Raw genomic sequence first — 14,019 nt, forward strand, 5'->3', positions numbered from 1 at the left:
ATCACGATGCCGACCGTTTCGCTTTTCCCGTCGTCCGGTTTCCCGTCGTCCGGTTTCCCGTTGTCCGGACGGGAGTGGCCCGTCGGCCGGACGGGAGTGGCCCGTCGGCCGGACGGGAGTGGAGTGAGGTGACCCACACCGGTCCACACCCTGTCGTGGGGAGGGCGACGGCGGTGGAAGGAGCCACGGCACCGCACGCGAGCTGTCCGGACCCATGACCTTCGTCGCGGAAGGGTGAGACGAAAGGGGGAAGGCCGGGGGCGGCGCCTCTGCCTAGGGTGCGGGCGTGGACGCTATGTCGAAGTCGGGGTACCGGGGTGGTTCGTACGGGATCGGGGCCGCGCTCGCAGCCGGGTGGGCCTGGTTCGCGGTGCCCGGGCAGTGGTCGGGGCGCAGGACCACCGGTGAGGTGGCGCTCGCCGCGGTCGTGGCGCTGCTCGGCGCCGGGACCGAGGAACTGATGGGCGGCGAGGGATGGCGGCTCGCGGGGGTCGCCGCCGGTGCCGCCGTGCTGTCGCTGCTGCGACGGAGACTCCCCGCGGGCGTGCTCGTCCTGACGGCGGCGCTCGCCCCCTTCGCCCCCGGGTTCGGGCCGCTCCTCATCGTGGTCGGCTGGTCGTCCGGCCGGTACATCGCGAGCGCCGGGCGGGCGCTGACCGCGTTCATCGCCGCCTTCGTCCTCGACGTCGGGGGGACGCTCGTGGACACCTGGGACCGGCAGCGGCTCTTCACCGTCGTCTTCATGGCGACCCTCTACTACCTGGGGACCACCCTGGCCCCCGGGCTCGCCCACCGCTACTGGACCCAGCGGCGGACCCTGCTGCACGCGCTCCAGGAGCGCAACGCGCAACTGCTGCGTGAGCGGACCATGGTGGTCTGGCAGGCGCGGCTGCGGGAGCGGCAGCGCATCGCCCAGGACATGCACGACAGCCTCGGGCACCAGCTGGCCCTGATCGCCGTGCACACGGGGGCCCTGGAGGTGGACCGGGAGCTGAGCGAGCGGCAGCGCGAGGTGGTCGGCGTCCTGCGGAACGCCTCGGTGACCGCGATGCACGAGCTGCGGGAGGTCGTCGGGATACTCCGTGACGGGGTCGGGGCGGCGGACGGGCCGGCGGCGGCGCCCGCGGGGGACGAGACGGGGCGGGCGGCCCGGGGGATCGCCGGCATCGAGGGGCTCGTGGCGGCGGCCCGCGCGGCCGGCACCGAGGTCGGGCTCCGGCGGGCGGGGGAGGAACGGCCGCTCGCGCCGGCGGCCGACCACGCCGCGTACAGGATCGTGCAGGAGGCCCTCACCAACGCCTACAAGTACGCGCCGGGAGCGCCGATCGGCGTCGAACTGCGCTACGAACCGGACGCCTTCGTGGTGGAGGTCGTCAACGAGGAGCCGGCGGACGGGCCCGCCGAGGACATGGTGAGCGGCGGGCAGGGGCTGACCGGCCTCGCCGAGCGGGCCCGGCTGGTGGGCGGCATGTGCCACGCGGGCCCGGCCGACGGCGGCGGGTTCCGGGTGGCCGGGATGCTGCCGTACGGGGCGGCGCCGGTCGCGGAGGCGGTGCCTTTGGTCGATGCGGCCGACGACTTCCGGCAGCAGACCACGAAGCCGCTGGTGGGCGATGGTCGTCCGGTCGTGGTCGGACCGGCCGACTGGACGTTCACCGAGCGGGAGCTGGCGATGGCGGTGCGTGGGGGCAGGGGCGCGGGCACGGGCAGGGGGGTCGCGCTGGGGTGCGGGATCGCGTTCGCGGCGCTCGTCCTGCTTCTGGTGGCGGGGGGCTTCGGCCTCTACTTCCTGGTGGGTTCGCTGGAGAAGGGGATGATCGAGCCCTCGGAGTACGAGGCGGTGAAGACGGGGGCGAGCGAGCAGGAGGTTCGTGCCCAACTGCCCTCGGGCGACTCGATAGCCACGGTGGGCCTCCAGGGGTCGGGGCCCGCGCGGCCGGAAGGGGCCGAGTGCCTGGTCCTGTTGTCCTCGGAGACGAGCGACAGCTGGGACGAGGAGCCCGTTTTCCGGTTCTGCTTCAAGGACGGCAAGCTGATCGAGAAGAAGTCGTACATGGCCGAGCAGCGGTAGCGCGGCCGCTCGTACCGGAGCCGTGGGGGAGAAGCTGTGGCAGGGCAGCCCATCAGGGTCGTGATCGCCGACGACGAGCCGCTGATCAGGGCGGGAATCCGGATGATCCTCAACTCGGATCCGGAGATCCAGGTGGTCGGGGAGGCGGCCGACGGGCGGGCGGCGGTCGAGGCGGCGCGGGCGCACGCCGCCGACGTGGTGCTGCTCGACATCCAGATGCCGCTCCTCGACGGGCTCTCGGCGCTGCCGGAGCTGCGGCGTGCGGTGCCCGAGGCCCGGGTCATCATCCTGACGACCTTCGGCGAGCGGGAGAACGTCCTGCGGGCGCTGGAGCACGGAGGTGCCGGGTTCCTGCTGAAGGACACGGCGCCCGCGGAGCTGATCGGGGCGGTGCGGGCGACCGCGGCGGGGGACGCGTACCTGTCGCCGGCGGCGACCCGGCACGTGGTGGAGCGGCTCGCCAGGGGCCGGGAGGCGGCCCGCGCGGAGGAGGCCCGGGGGCGGGTGGCGGCGCTGAGCGAGAAGGAGCGGGGCGTCCTGGCGCTGCTCGGGGAGGGGCTTTCCAACGCGGACGCGGGGAAGCGGCTGCACATGAGCGAGGGGACGGTGAAGACGTATGTGAGCCGGATCCTGGCCAAGCTGGACTGCGAGAACCGCGTCCAGGCGGCGCTGCTCGCGCGGGACGCGGGGCTGTAGGGGGCTCAGAGGCCGGGGGCGTAGGGAGGGTCAGGGGCCGGGGTGGTCCGGGAGGCCGTTCGTGCCGGTGTCGTTGTAGCGCAGGAGGTACGCGGCGAAGCGGGAGAGGTCCTCGGCCGACCAGTCCTTGAGGCGCTCCTGGTAGGCGGCCCTGCGGTTCGTCCGGGCCGAGTCGAGGACCTTCGTGCCCGCCTCCGTGGCGTGCAGGACCTGCACGCGGTGGTCGTCGGGGGCCGGCCGGCGCTCCACGAAGCCGAGCTTCTCCAGGCCGGCGAGCTGGCGGCTGACCGTCGACTTGTCGAGCAGGTAGTGGGCCGCGAGGTCGGTGGCGCGGCAGCCGTGACTCTCCTCGATGTGGGCGAGGAGCGTGTACGAGACGAGCGGGAGTTCGGGATGGACCCGGGCCGCCGCGGCGCGGGCCCGGCGGGCGAAGGCCGTCAGCTCGCGCTGGATGACGTCCAGGGACGCCTCGCGGGGTGGTTCCGCGCCGCCGGTCATGGGGGCTCCCTCGTCGTCGTGCGGACGCTGTTCGCCCACCACGGACTTTCGGTTGTATAGTACAACGGTTCTTTAGTTGTAAAAGCCAACCATGGAGGTCTCGGTGTCCGCAGGACCGAACACCAGGGGTGCGTTGAAGCATGTCCTCGGGCATCTGCTCACCCCCCTGCTGATGTGCGTCGGCATGGGACTCGCCTACCTCGGCGCCTTCCACGCCCCCGAACCCCACGACCTGCGCGTCGACGTCGTCGGCTCGGGGCCCACGACCCAGGTCCTCGCCCAGTCGCTCCAGGACAAGGGGGCGGGCGCCCTCGACGTGCGCACCGTCGCCGACCGGGAGGCGGCCGTCACCGCGCTGCGCGAGCAGCACAGCTTCGGCGCCTACGTACCGGGCGAGAAGCCCGAACTCCTCGTCGCCTCGGGCTCCTCCGACACCAGCGCCATGGCGGTCGAGAAGCTGTTCACCAAGGTCGCCGCCGCGCAGGACGCCCCGCTGAAGGTCACCGACGTCGCCCCCACCGCCTCCGGCGACCCCACCGGCCAGGGCGTCTTCTTCCTCCTGGTCGCCCTCAGCATCGGCGCGTACGCCTCGGTCGCCGTCATCGGCGGCGCCGGAGCCGTCCTGCCCATGCGGATCAGGGCCCTCCTCGCCGCCGGCATGTCGTTCGTCGTCAGCCTGATCGGCACCCTCTTCGCCGGACCGGTCTTCCACTTGGTCGACCGGGGACTCGGCGGGGTGTGGGCGATGTCCTGGCTGTACGCGGCGGGCATCCTGCTGGTCGGCCTCGGACTCCACACCTTCCTGCGCCGCTGGACCACGCTCGGCGTGATGGTCCTCTTCGTCATGCTCAACTTCACCAGCTCCGGCGGCATCTACCGGCCCGAACTCCAGCCCGGCTTCTTCGGTGCCCTGCACTCCTTCTGGAACGGCGCGGGCTTCGTCGAGGGCGTGCGCGCCCACGTGTACTTCGACGGCCACGCCCTCGGCGGGAACGTCCTCGTCCTCGCCCTCTGGTTCCTCGCCGGAGCCGCCCTCGTCGCCGTCGCGGGCCGCGCGGAGGCACGGCGCGCGAAGGCGGTCGCCGGACCTTCCGGGGAGGGGGCCGGGGAGAAGAAGGCCGAGGTCGAGGAGGAGATGGAGGAGGCCGTCGCGGTCTGATCCCCACCCTGGTCCCGACCGCGGGAACTTGTCCACAGGCGGTTGTCCACAGGGGGAGACGGCCGGTCGGCGGCGGAGGTACGGTCGGGGCCGAACGAGGACGGACATCGCATCGGGGGAGGGCGTCCCATGGACGTGATCACGGCTGTCGTGCCGGAGCGGCGCGGTACGGAGGGAGCGCGGAGCACGGAGCGCGTGCCGCACGTGCCGGGGTTCGCGCGCCGGGCGGACGCGGGCGTCGGCGCCTCCCCCAAGGAGCGGGGCAAGGAGCTGCGCCGGCGGGTCCCCCGTTCCTCGCACGACCGGCAGGATCTCGTCGCGGACCGCCCGGACGCCGTCCGCGCCGTCGAGGAGTCGAACTTCGGCCGGGTCCCCGAGCTCACGCCGATACGGGTCGGCAGGATGGCGGCGAGCCCGTTCGCCTTCCTGCGCGGCTCCGCCGGACTGATGGCCCAGGATCTCGTCGGGACCCCCGTCACCGGGATCGTGGCGCAGATATGCGGCGACGCGCACGCCGCCAACTTCGGCCTCTACGGGGACGCCCGCGGCCGGCTCGTCATGGACCTCAACGACTTCGACGAGACCGTCGCCGGCCCCTGGGAGTGGGACCTCAAGCGGCTCGCCACCTCCCTGGTCCTCGCCGGGCGGGAGGTCGGCGCGAGCGAGGAGGTCTGCCGGGCCGCCGCCTTCGACGCCGTCGGCGCCTACCGGCGCACCATGCGGCTGCTCGCCCGTCTCCCCGCCGCCGACGCCTGGAACGCGATCGCCGACGAGGAACTTGTCTCCCACGCCGACGCCCACGACCTCCTCGGCATCCTGGAGAAGGTCTCCGCCAAGGCCCGCAACAACACCAGCGCCCGGTTCGCCGCCCGGTCGACCGAGACCGTGGCGGACGCCGAGGGCGGCGGCCGCAGGTTCGTCGACGCTCCCCCGGTGCTGCGTCGGGTCCCGGACGACGAGGCGGCCGGGGTCGCCGCCTCCCTCGGCGCCTACCTGGAGACCGTGTCCGAGGACCGGCTGCCGCTCCTCGCGCGGTACGCCGTCCACGACGTGGCCTTCCGGGTGGTCGGCACCGGCAGCGTCGGCACCCGCTCCTACGTCGTGCTGCTCCTCGACCACCGGGGCGAGCCGCTGGTGCTCCAGGTCAAGGAGGCCCGGCCCTCGGCCCTGCTCCCCTACCTGCCGGCCGCGGGGTTCGCGGTGCGGGACGCGGGCCACGAGGGGAGGCGCGTGGTGCTCGGGCAGAAGCGGATGCAGGTCGTCAGCGACATCCTGCTCGGCTGGACCACGGTCGACGGGCGCCCGTTCCAGGTGCGTCAGTTCCGCAACCGCAAGGGCAGTGTCGACCCCGCCGCGCTCACCGCCGACCAGGTCGACGACTACGGGCGGATGACCGGGGCCCTGCTCGCCCGCGCCCACGCCCACAGCGTCGACCCGCGCCTGACAGCCGGTTACTGCGGCAAGAGCGAGGAGCTGGACGAGGCCGTGGCCTCCTTCGCCGTCACGTACGCGGACCGCACCACGGCCGACCACGCCGACCTGCTCTCCGCCGTCCGCTCCGGACGCGTGGCGGCCGAGCTCGGCGTCTGACTCCTCCGCGAGGGCCGGCGGCCCCGGCCCCTTACGCTGGGAGGGTGACGAGCCGGAGCGAGGACAGCGACGTGGACCAGGGCCGGGAACAGGATCGGGACGGCGCCGAGAACGCGGTCGGCGGCGCGGCCGACGGTGTGGCGGACGGTGTGGCCGACGGTGTGGCCGACGGCGCCGCCGACGGGCAGCCGGGACCGGACGCCGGGGGCGACGAGCGGCCCGAGGCGCGGCTCGAGCGCGCCGTGCGGGTGGCCGAGCAGGCGCTGATCGAGTTCGAGATCGCCGTCGAGACCTTCCGGGTCGAGGTGGAGAACTTCTCCCGGCTGCACCACCAGAAGCTCGGTCCGATGTACGCGCGGCTCGACGAGCTGGAGGCGCTGGTCGCCGAGGCCCGGGCGGCGCGCACCGGCGACCCCGAGGACCTGCGGCGGGCCCAGGAGGCCCGGGCGGCGGTCATGCCCATGCCCGGCGTGGAGGAGCTGTTCCACGACTGGATCGACACCGACGGCCTCTCCCCCGAGGCGGCGGCCATGCTCACCGAGCGGCCGGTGCAGCCGCCGAAGCGGGTCCGGCCCGGTGAGGAGGCCCGCAGGCTCTACCGCGAGCTGGCCCGCAAGGCCCATCCCGACCTGGCCCGTGAGGAGGGCGAGCGGAAGCGGCGCGAGGAGTTCATCACCCGGGTCAACGCCGCCTACGCCCGGGGCGACGAGGGGCTGCTGCGCGAACTGTCCGCCGAGTGGGAGGCCGGTCCCGCACCGGCCGAGGAGCGGCTCAGCGAGAGCGAGGAGCTGTACGCGCGCCTGGAGTGGCTCGCGGAGCGCAAGGACATGCTGTCGGCGGTGGCGCGCGAGCTGGAGGAGAGCGCGATCGGCGCGATGCTGCGAATGGCGCCGGACGACCCCGACCGACTGCTCGAAGAGATCGCGGAGCAGCTGCTCGCGCAGGTCTCCGAGCGGGAGAACGAGCTGTCCGGTCTGGTGCAGTAGGTTTTTCCGTGCGCCCGAGCCCCTTCGGGCGGTTCTGACGAGAGAAGGCCGGTCCCATGAATTTCTCCCCGCTGCCCTCGGTGGACGCGGCTTCCGTGCCGGCCGATGCCCTGGTGCTGGACGTCAGGGAGGAGGACGAGTGGGCCGCGGGGCACGTCGAGGGCGCGGTGCACGTGCCGATGAGCGACTTCGTGGCCCGCTTCGGCGAGGTCACGGAGTCCCTGGCCGAGCACGGCCGGGCCTATGTGATGTGCCGGGTGGGCGGCCGGTCGGCACAGGTCACGCAGTACCTGGTCCAGCAGGGCTTCGACGCGGTGAACGTCGACGGCGGGATGCTCGCCTGGGACGGCGCCGGGCGCCCGATGGTGACGGAGAACGGCGCCCAGGCGTTCGTGCTCTGACCCTCCACCGGGCCCCCGCCTCCGGCCCCCGCGCCGTTCTCCCGAGGACCTTTCCGGCCCGGTCCCGTCAGCGGTCGAAGTCCAGCTCCACGTCGGCGGTGGTGGGGCGGGACTGGCAGGCCAGGACGTAACCGGCCTCCGTCTCGTCCGGCTCCAGGGCGAAGTTGCGGTCCATCCGCACCTCGCCGCCGACGACGAAGGCACGGCAGGTGCCGCACACCCCGCCCTTGCAGGCGTACGGGGCGTCCGCGCGGGCGCGGAGCACGGTGTCCAGGAGCGTCTCGCCCCGCTCCACCGGCCAGGTGCCGGACCGGCCGTGCAGGGTCGCGGTCAGGGTGGCGTGCGCGGGGGTGTCGGACGCCGGGGCCGCCGCGGGCGCGGAGCCGTCGTCGACGTGGAAGATCTCCTGGTGGATCCGGCCGCGGTCGACGCCCAGGTCGCGCAGCGCCCGCTCGGCGCCCTGCACGAGACCGAAAGGGCCGCACAGGAACCAGCCCTCGACCTCGCCGACCGGCAGCAGCGCGGGAAGCAGTCCGGCGAGCCGCTCGCGGTCGAGCCGGCCGGACGGGAGGCCCGCCTGCTGCTCCTCCCGGGAGAGCACGGTGACCAGCTGGAAGCGGCCCGGGTAGCGGTCCTTGAGGTCGGCCACCTCGTCCAGGAACATCGTGGACGCGGCGGTGCGGTCGCTCCGGACCAGACAGAACCGGGCCTCCGGCTCGCGGGCGAGCAGGGTGGCCGCCATCGAGAGCACCGGAGTGATGCCGCTGCCGCCGACGACGGCCGCGAAATGGCCGGGGCGCGGGGCGAGCGTGAAGCGGCCCATCGGCTCCATGACCTCGACGAGGTCGCCCACGGCCAGCTCCTTCAGGGCGTACGTCGAGAACGCGCCGCCGTCCACGAGCCGGATGCCGACGCGCAGGACGGGCGGCTCGCCGGCCGGGGCGGCTGGGGCGCAGATCGAGTACGTCCGCCGGGCCTCCCCGCCCCGCTCGCCGGTGCGCCGCAGCGCGAGGTGCTGGCCGGGCAGGTGCCGGTACGTCTCGTGGAGCTCGGGCGGGACCGCGAAGGTGACGGCCACGGAGTCGTCCGTGAGCCGCTCGACCTCGCTGACCGCGAGCGGATGGAACCCGGCCCGTCCCGCGCCTGAGGACACCATCTACAGCTCCTTGAAGTGGTCGAACGGTTCGAGGCAGGCGGTGCAGCGGCGCAGGGCCTTGCACGCGGTGGAGGAGAAGCGGCTCAGGAGCTCGGTGTCGGTGGAGCCGCAGTGCGGGCAGCGGATCGCCAGCGTCAGCGGCACCGGGCCGCCGGCCGGGCCCTGCGGGCGCGGCGGGGCGATGCCGAACTCGGTGAGCTTGCGCCGCCCCTCCTCGCTGATGTCGTCGGTGGACCAGGCGGGGGCGAGGACCGTGACGACGGAGACCTCCGGGACCCCGTGGTCGTGGAGGGCGCGCTCGATGTCCGAGGACATGGCCTCGATCGCGGGGCAGCCCGTGTAGGTCGGGGTGAGGGTGACCTCGACCCGGCCGGTGCCGGTGACGTGGACGCCCCGCACGACGCCCAGCTCCTCCAGGGTGAGGACGGGCAGCTCCGGGTCGGGGACGGAGCCGGCGACCCGGCTCAGCTCCTCCTCCAGGGCCGTCCTGGTCACCACGACGCCCCCGGGTGGCTGCGGTGCAGGTGCTGCATCTCGGCCAGCATCCGGCCGAAGGACTCGGTGTGCAGGCCCTGGCGGCCCGCGCCCGCGCTCCAGGCGCCGGTGCGGGGCCCGGAGGGCACGGTGAGCGTGGCCCTGCCGAGGACGTCCGTCACCGACTCCAGCCAGGCGCTCTCCAGGGCCGCGTGGTCCACGTCGAGCCCCTCGACCGGCCGGAACAGCTCGCCGGTGTACCGCCACAGGGCCTCGCAGGCCCGGCTCATCCGCTCGTGGCTCTCGGGGGTTCCGTCGCCGAGGCGCAGCGTCCAGTGCTCGGCGTGGTCCCGGTGGTAGGCGACCTCCTTGACGGCCTTCGCCGCGAGCCCGGCGAAGGGCCCGCCGCCGGAGGCCAGCCGCGCGTACAGGAGGTGCTGGTAGGTGGAGAAGTACAGCTGGCGGGCGATGGTGTGGGCGAAGTCGCCGTTCGGCTGCTCGACGAGCTGGACGTTCCGGAAGGAGCGCTCCTCCCGGAGGTAGGCCAGCTCGTCCTCGTCGCCGACGAGGGAGAGCAGGACGCGGGCCTGGCCGAGCAGGTCCAGTGCGATGTTGGCCAGGGCGACCTCCTCCTCCAGGACGGGGGCGGAGCCGGCCCATTCCCCCAGGCGGTGGGAGAGGACGAGGGCGTCGTCGCCGAGGGCGAGGGCCGCGCCGACGGGCACGGCGGTGCCTTCGCGGGTGTCGGCGCCCTCTCGGGTGTCGGGAGTGCTCACAGGTGCTTCACCCCCTCCGGGATCTCGTAGAACGTCGGATGGCGGTAGGGCTTGTCCGCCGCCGGGTCGAAGAAGGGGTCCTTCTCGTCGGGCGAGGAGGCGGTGATCGTCGCGGAGGGCACGACCCAGATCGAGACGCCCTCGCTCCTGCGGGTGTACAGGTCGCGGGCGTTGCGCAGTGCCATCTCCGCGTCGGGCGCGTGGAGACTGCCCGCGTGGGTGTGGGACAGTCCGCGGCGCGAGCGCACGAACACCTCCCACAGCGGCCAACCGTCGCTCGTCATGCCTGTGCCTCCCCGTTCTTTCCGGTGTGCTTCTCCGCGTGGGCCGCCGCCGCTTCCCTGACCCAGGCGCCGTCCTCGTGGGCCTGGCGCCGTCTGCTCAGCCGCTGGTCGTTGCAGGGGCCGTTCCCCTTGAGGACGTCCCAGAACTCGGTCCAGTCGATCGGCCCGAAGTCGTAGTGCCCGCGCTCCTCGTTCCACCGCAGGTCGGGGTCGGGGAGGGTGAGGCCGAGCGCGTCGGCCTGGGGCGCGGCGATGTCGACGAAGCGCTGCCGCAGCTCGTCGTTGGAGTGGCGCTTGATCTTCCAGGCCATCGCCTGGGCCGTGTGGGTCGACTCGTCGTCCGGCGGGCCGAACATCATCAGCGAGGGCCACCACCAGCGGTCCACCGCGTCCTGCGCCATGGCGTGCTGGGCCTCGGTGCCGTTCGACAGGGCGAGCAGCGCCTCATAGCCCTGCCGCTGGTGGAAGGACTCCTCCTTGCAGACCCGGACCATCGCGCGGGCGTACGGGCCGTAGGAGCAGCGGCACAGGGGGACCTGGTTGGTGATCGCGGCGCCGTCCACCAGCCAGCCGATCGCGCCGACGTCGGCCCAGGTCAGCGTGGGGTAGTTGAAGATCGAGGAGTACTTCTGGCGGCCGGAGTGGAGCTTGTCGAGCAGCTCGTCCCGGCTGGTGCCGAGGGTCTCCGCCGCGCTGTACAGGTAGAGCCCGTGGCCGGCCTCGTCCTGCACCTTGGCCATCAGGATCGCCTTGCGGCGCAGCGAGGGCGCGCGGGTGATCCAGTTCGCCTCGGGCTGCATGCCGATGATCTCGGAGTGGGCGTGCTGCGCGATCTGCCGGACGAGCGAGGCGCGGTAGGCCTCGGGCATCCAGTCGCGCGGCTCGATGCGCTCGTCGGCGGCGACGGCGGCGTCGAACACGGCCTCGTGGGCGGCCGCCTCCACCGCGGCCGCGTCCGCCGCGCCGGTCGTGCCCGCGCCGCTCGCCGTGCCCGCGGCCCCTGCCGTTCCTGCCGTCACTGCGGTCATCAGATCCCCTACCGACCGATCGTTCGGTTCATTGGCTTCAATGGTGAGACGACGGCCCGTATGGTGTCAACCCTGTGGATAACCGAGTGGGCCGATCGGGATCGGGGCGGGATGGACGCGTACGTCGAAAAGGACGCGGTCGAGGCGGGGGACGACCGGCGGACGTCCCCGGAGGAACCGCCACCCGCGCCCCCGGGCTCCGCGCTCCCGCAGCCCGCCGGAACGGACGGGGCGGGCGGGGCGGGCGGGGCGGGCACCGGGATCATGGCCCTGTCCCTGCCGTACCAGGTCGTCGTCGCCGTCGCGCTCGCCGTCACCGGCGTCTTCGCCTGCGTCCACCTGGCGATGGTCTTCCTGCACGTGGCGCCGTCCAACACGCTGACCAAGCAGAACGGTCAGGCCGTCGACGACTGGATCTACCCCGAGTTCGAGCAGAACTGGAAGCTCTTCGCGCCCAACCCGCTCCGGCAGAACGCCTCCGTCGAGGTCCGCGCCGAGGTCACCGCCGCCGACGGCGCCCGCCGGACCACCGGCTGGATCGACCTCACGGCCCAGGACGTCGAGGCGATCCGCCACAACCCGTTGCCGAGCCACTCCCAGCAGAACCAGCTCCGCAGGGCCCTGGACTTCTACTCCAACTCGCACTCCGACGACCACCGCCCCAACGGGATGCGCGGCCGCCTCTCGGAGCAGTACATGCGCCGGATCGCGGTGCAGCGGCTCGACGCCCTCCCCTCCCTCGCGGGCTCCGACGTGCGCCGCGTCCAGCTCCGCTCCGTCACCCGGCCCGTGCCCGCGCCGCACTGGAGCACCGAGAAGTCGAAGTCCTCCCCCTCCTACCGCGACTTCCCGTGGTGGCGGATCACCGACGCCGACCGGTCCGCCGACGCCGGCGCCGACCCGAACCGCGCGGACGCGGCCCCGAACCGTACGGAGGAGGCCCGATGAGCACCCCGACGCCGGCCCCCACGCCCGCGCGTGCCCGCGAGCCCTTCGACCGCCGGCTCGCCCGCGCCGTCCAGACCGTCACCGGCCGCTCCCTCGGCCCGCACCAGAGCGCGATCGTCCGGATCGGCTTCTCGCTGACCTGGCTGCTCTTCCTGCTGCGCGAGCTGCCGCACCGGCACCTGCTGTACGGCTTCGAGAGCCCCTGGTCCTGGGGGATGGCCGAGCGGCTGATCGCCGACAACCGGGCCTTCACCGTGCTCATGTGGTCGGACGGCCGGATCTGGTTCGAGGTCGTCTACGGACTCGCGGTGCTCTCCGCGGTCCTCCTCATGGTGGGCTGGCGCACCCGGGCCGTCTCCGTGGTCTTCATGGTCGGGGTGCTGTCGCTGCAGAACCGCGCCGTCTTCGTGGGCGACGGCGGCGACAACGTCCTCCACCTCGCCGCGATCTACCTCGTCCTGGCCCGCTGCTCGCGGGTGTGGTCCCTCGACGCCCGGCGGGAGGCCCGCGAGGCCCGTGCCGCCCGCGCCGGGGAGCCCCCGCGCCGCGACCTCACCGGTCCGCTGCTGTGGGTCGTGCTCGGCGGCTTCCTCATGGCCGCCACCTGGTTCTCCGACGTCAGCGGCGAGTGGTGGATGCCGGTGCTGCTGTGGGTGCTCTGGCTGGGCAACGCGCTGTGGTGGCTGGTCCGCCGGTACGCCCCGGGGGAGCCGCGCACCCTGCTCGACGCCCTCGCCAACCTGGCGCACAACGCCACCCTCCTGGTGCTCATGGCGGAGGTCTGCCTGATCTACGCCACGGCCGGCTGGTACAAGATCCAGGGCTCGCGCTGGCAGGACGGCACCGCGCTGTACTACCCGCTCCACCTCGACTACTTCACGCCCTGGCCCGCCCTCTCCGAGCTGCTCGCCGCCAGCGGGATCATGGTGATGGTGCTGACCTACGGCACGGTGATCGTGCAGGTCGCCTTCCCCTTCACGCTCTTCAACCGCAAGGTCAAGAACGTCCTCCTCGTCGCGATGATGCTGGAGCACGCCGGGATCGCCCTGCTCCTCGGCCTGCCGTTCTTCTCGCTGGCGATGATCTCCGCCGACGCGGTGTTCCTGCCGACGGTGTTCCTGGTGGCCCTGGGGGCGCGGGTGACCCGGGTCCGGGACCGGCTGCTGCGGCGCACGCCGGACGGGACGCTGCCCGAGCAGCGCCGTGTGGACGGGGAGTACGGCCCCCGTACCCTCGTCGGGTGAGCACCACCGAAGAGAGGCCCGGGAACGGGCCGGAGACCGCCGGGCCCGACCGGGAGCCGGTCCAGTACGACGAGGGGTTCGGCCCCGAGGTCGGCGTCGGGCCGCACCCGGAGCCGTGGCCCGAGGGCGAGCGGTACGACCCCGAGCTGCTGGCCGGGGGCGACCGGCGCAACGTCGTCGACCGCTACCGGTACTGGACGCGCGAGGCGGTCGTCGCCGACCTGGACACCCGGCGCCACGACTTCCACGTGGCGGTGGAGAACTGGGGCCACGACTTCAACATCGGCTCGGTGGTGCGGACCGCCAACGCCTTCCTGGCCAAGGAGGTCCACATCGTGGGCCGGCGGCGCTGGAACCGGCGCGGCGCCATGGTCACCGACCGCTACCAGCACGTCCGCCACCACCCGGACACCGAGTCGCTGACCTCGTGGGCGGCGGCCGAGGGCCTGCCCGTCATCGGCATCGACAACCTGCCCGGCGCCGTGCCGCTGGAGCGGACCGTGCTCCCCCGCCGCTGCGTGCTCCTCTTCGGGCAGGAGGGGCCCGGGCTCACCGAGGAGGCCCGCGCCCACGTGGAGAGGGTCTGCTCGATCGCCCAGTTCGGCTCCACCCGGTCGATCAACGCGGGGGCGGCCGCCGCGATCGCCATGCACGCGTGGATCCAGCGGTACGCGGAGATCGACACCCCTTAGGACGGCGGGGCCCGGT

The 14,019-nt window shown here is 73.4% G+C and carries 15 protein-coding genes; 9 read left to right on the forward strand and 6 right to left on the reverse strand.

Going from position 1 to position 14,019, the window contains the following annotated elements; all coding sequences use genetic code 11:
• Positions 1-295 precede the first annotated feature (295 nt).
• Positions 296-2,071, forward strand: coding sequence for a sensor histidine kinase (locus ADL08_RS00945; protein WP_053640049.1), 1,776 nt, complete (start codon positions 296-298; stop codon positions 2,069-2,071).
• A gap of 36 nt (positions 2,072-2,107) precedes the next feature.
• Positions 2,108-2,767, forward strand: a complete 660-nt coding sequence (locus tag ADL08_RS00950; RefSeq protein ID WP_053640050.1) for a response regulator — start codon at positions 2,108-2,110, stop codon at positions 2,765-2,767.
• A gap of 30 nt (positions 2,768-2,797) precedes the next feature.
• Here the strand turns inward: ADL08_RS00950 and ADL08_RS00955 are convergent, their stop codons facing one another.
• Complete coding sequence (locus ADL08_RS00955) at positions 2,798-3,265, reverse strand: MarR family winged helix-turn-helix transcriptional regulator (protein WP_053640107.1); 468 nt, start codon at positions 3,263-3,265, stop codon at positions 2,798-2,800.
• Between the two features lie 103 nt (positions 3,266-3,368).
• On the opposite strand from ADL08_RS00955, the gene ADL08_RS00960 reads away from it, so the two are divergent.
• The 4 genes from ADL08_RS00960 to ADL08_RS00975 all read left to right on the forward strand — a co-directional run bounded on the left by ADL08_RS00960 (position 3,369) and on the right by ADL08_RS00975 (position 7,401).
• Positions 3,369-4,424: a hypothetical protein gene (locus ADL08_RS00960; protein WP_053640051.1), complete on the forward strand. Its 1,056-nt coding sequence runs from the start codon at positions 3,369-3,371 to the stop codon at positions 4,422-4,424.
• A gap of 129 nt (positions 4,425-4,553) precedes the next feature.
• The gene (locus ADL08_RS00965) at positions 4,554-6,014 is read left to right on the forward strand and encodes a DUF2252 domain-containing protein (protein ID WP_078967884.1); all 1,461 of its coding nucleotides are present in this window, start codon (positions 4,554-4,556) and stop codon (positions 6,012-6,014) included.
• A gap of 149 nt (positions 6,015-6,163) precedes the next feature.
• The gene (locus tag ADL08_RS00970; RefSeq protein WP_420709543.1) at positions 6,164-7,000 is read left to right on the forward strand and encodes a hypothetical protein; all 837 of its coding nucleotides are present in this window, start codon (positions 6,164-6,166) and stop codon (positions 6,998-7,000) included.
• A gap of 56 nt (positions 7,001-7,056) precedes the next feature.
• On the forward strand, positions 7,057-7,401 hold the full coding sequence (locus tag ADL08_RS00975) for a rhodanese-like domain-containing protein (protein ID WP_053640052.1): 345 nt from the start codon (positions 7,057-7,059) through the stop codon (positions 7,399-7,401).
• 67 nt (positions 7,402-7,468) lie between these two features.
• On the opposite strand, the gene ADL08_RS00980 is transcribed toward ADL08_RS00975, so the two are convergent.
• From ADL08_RS00980 to paaA, 5 genes are read right to left on the reverse strand one after another with little or no spacing between them, the layout of a single operon-like run.
• Positions 7,469-8,557: a 2Fe-2S iron-sulfur cluster-binding protein gene (locus ADL08_RS00980; RefSeq protein ID WP_053640053.1), complete on the reverse strand. Its 1,089-nt coding sequence runs from the start codon at positions 8,555-8,557 to the stop codon at positions 7,469-7,471.
• Positions 8,558-9,055 (reverse strand): 1,2-phenylacetyl-CoA epoxidase subunit PaaD, encoded by a 498-nt coding sequence (paaD, locus tag ADL08_RS00985; protein ID WP_053640054.1) that lies wholly within the window; start codon positions 9,053-9,055, stop codon positions 8,558-8,560. It abuts the gene before it with no gap.
• Complete coding sequence (gene paaC / locus ADL08_RS00990) at positions 9,049-9,807, reverse strand: 1,2-phenylacetyl-CoA epoxidase subunit PaaC (protein ID WP_420709536.1); 759 nt, start codon at positions 9,805-9,807, stop codon at positions 9,049-9,051. The genes paaD and paaC overlap by 7 nt, the downstream gene beginning before the upstream one ends.
• Positions 9,804-10,091, reverse strand: coding sequence for a 1,2-phenylacetyl-CoA epoxidase subunit PaaB (gene paaB, locus ADL08_RS00995; RefSeq protein ID WP_053640055.1), 288 nt, complete (start codon positions 10,089-10,091; stop codon positions 9,804-9,806). Before paaB ends, paaC begins: the two co-directional genes overlap by 4 nt.
• Positions 10,088-11,119, reverse strand: coding sequence for a 1,2-phenylacetyl-CoA epoxidase subunit PaaA (gene paaA / locus ADL08_RS01000; RefSeq protein WP_053640056.1), 1,032 nt, complete (start codon positions 11,117-11,119; stop codon positions 10,088-10,090). Before paaA ends, paaB begins: the two co-directional genes overlap by 4 nt.
• 111 nt (positions 11,120-11,230) lie before the next feature.
• On the opposite strand from paaA, the gene ADL08_RS01005 reads away from it, so the two are divergent.
• The 3 genes from ADL08_RS01005 to ADL08_RS01015 are packed head-to-tail and all read left to right on the forward strand — an operon-like array spanning position 11,231 to position 14,003.
• Positions 11,231-12,067, forward strand: a complete 837-nt coding sequence (locus ADL08_RS01005; protein ID WP_053640057.1) for a DUF5819 family protein — start codon at positions 11,231-11,233, stop codon at positions 12,065-12,067.
• A complete protein-coding gene (locus ADL08_RS01010) occupies positions 12,064-13,311 on the forward strand; it encodes an HTTM domain-containing protein (protein WP_053640058.1) in 1,248 nt (415 codons plus the stop codon). The genes ADL08_RS01005 and ADL08_RS01010 overlap by 4 nt, the downstream gene beginning before the upstream one ends.
• Positions 13,308-14,003, forward strand: coding sequence for a TrmH family RNA methyltransferase (locus ADL08_RS01015; protein WP_053640059.1), 696 nt, complete (start codon positions 13,308-13,310; stop codon positions 14,001-14,003). Before ADL08_RS01010 ends, ADL08_RS01015 begins: the two co-directional genes overlap by 4 nt.
• Positions 14,004-14,019: the final 16 nt, after the last annotated feature.

The sequence above is a fragment of the Streptomyces sp. NRRL F-6492 genome, from assembly GCF_001280125.1.
Classification (GTDB): Bacteria; Actinomycetota; Actinomycetes; order Streptomycetales; family Streptomycetaceae; genus Streptomyces.

Coding starts and splice junctions, on each gene's coding strand:
- ADL08_RS00945 (WP_053640049.1), top strand. CDS start 296: ATGTCGAAGTCGGGGTACCGGGGTGGTTCGTACGGGATCGGGGCCGCG.
- ADL08_RS00955 (WP_053640107.1), bottom strand. CDS start 3,265: ATGACCGGCGGCGCGGAACCACCCCGCGAGGCGTCCCTGGACGTCATC.
- ADL08_RS00965 (WP_078967884.1), top strand. CDS start 4,554: ATGGACGTGATCACGGCTGTCGTGCCGGAGCGGCGCGGTACGGAGGGA.
- ADL08_RS00975 (WP_053640052.1), top strand. CDS start 7,057: ATGAATTTCTCCCCGCTGCCCTCGGTGGACGCGGCTTCCGTGCCGGCC.
- ADL08_RS00980 (WP_053640053.1), bottom strand. CDS start 8,557: ATGGTGTCCTCAGGCGCGGGACGGGCCGGGTTCCATCCGCTCGCGGTC.
- paaB (WP_053640055.1), bottom strand. CDS start 10,091: ATGACGAGCGACGGTTGGCCGCTGTGGGAGGTGTTCGTGCGCTCGCGC.
- paaA (WP_053640056.1), bottom strand. CDS start 11,119: ATGACCGCAGTGACGGCAGGAACGGCAGGGGCCGCGGGCACGGCGAGC.
- ADL08_RS01005 (WP_053640057.1), top strand. CDS start 11,231: ATGGACGCGTACGTCGAAAAGGACGCGGTCGAGGCGGGGGACGACCGG.
- ADL08_RS01010 (WP_053640058.1), top strand. CDS start 12,064: ATGAGCACCCCGACGCCGGCCCCCACGCCCGCGCGTGCCCGCGAGCCC.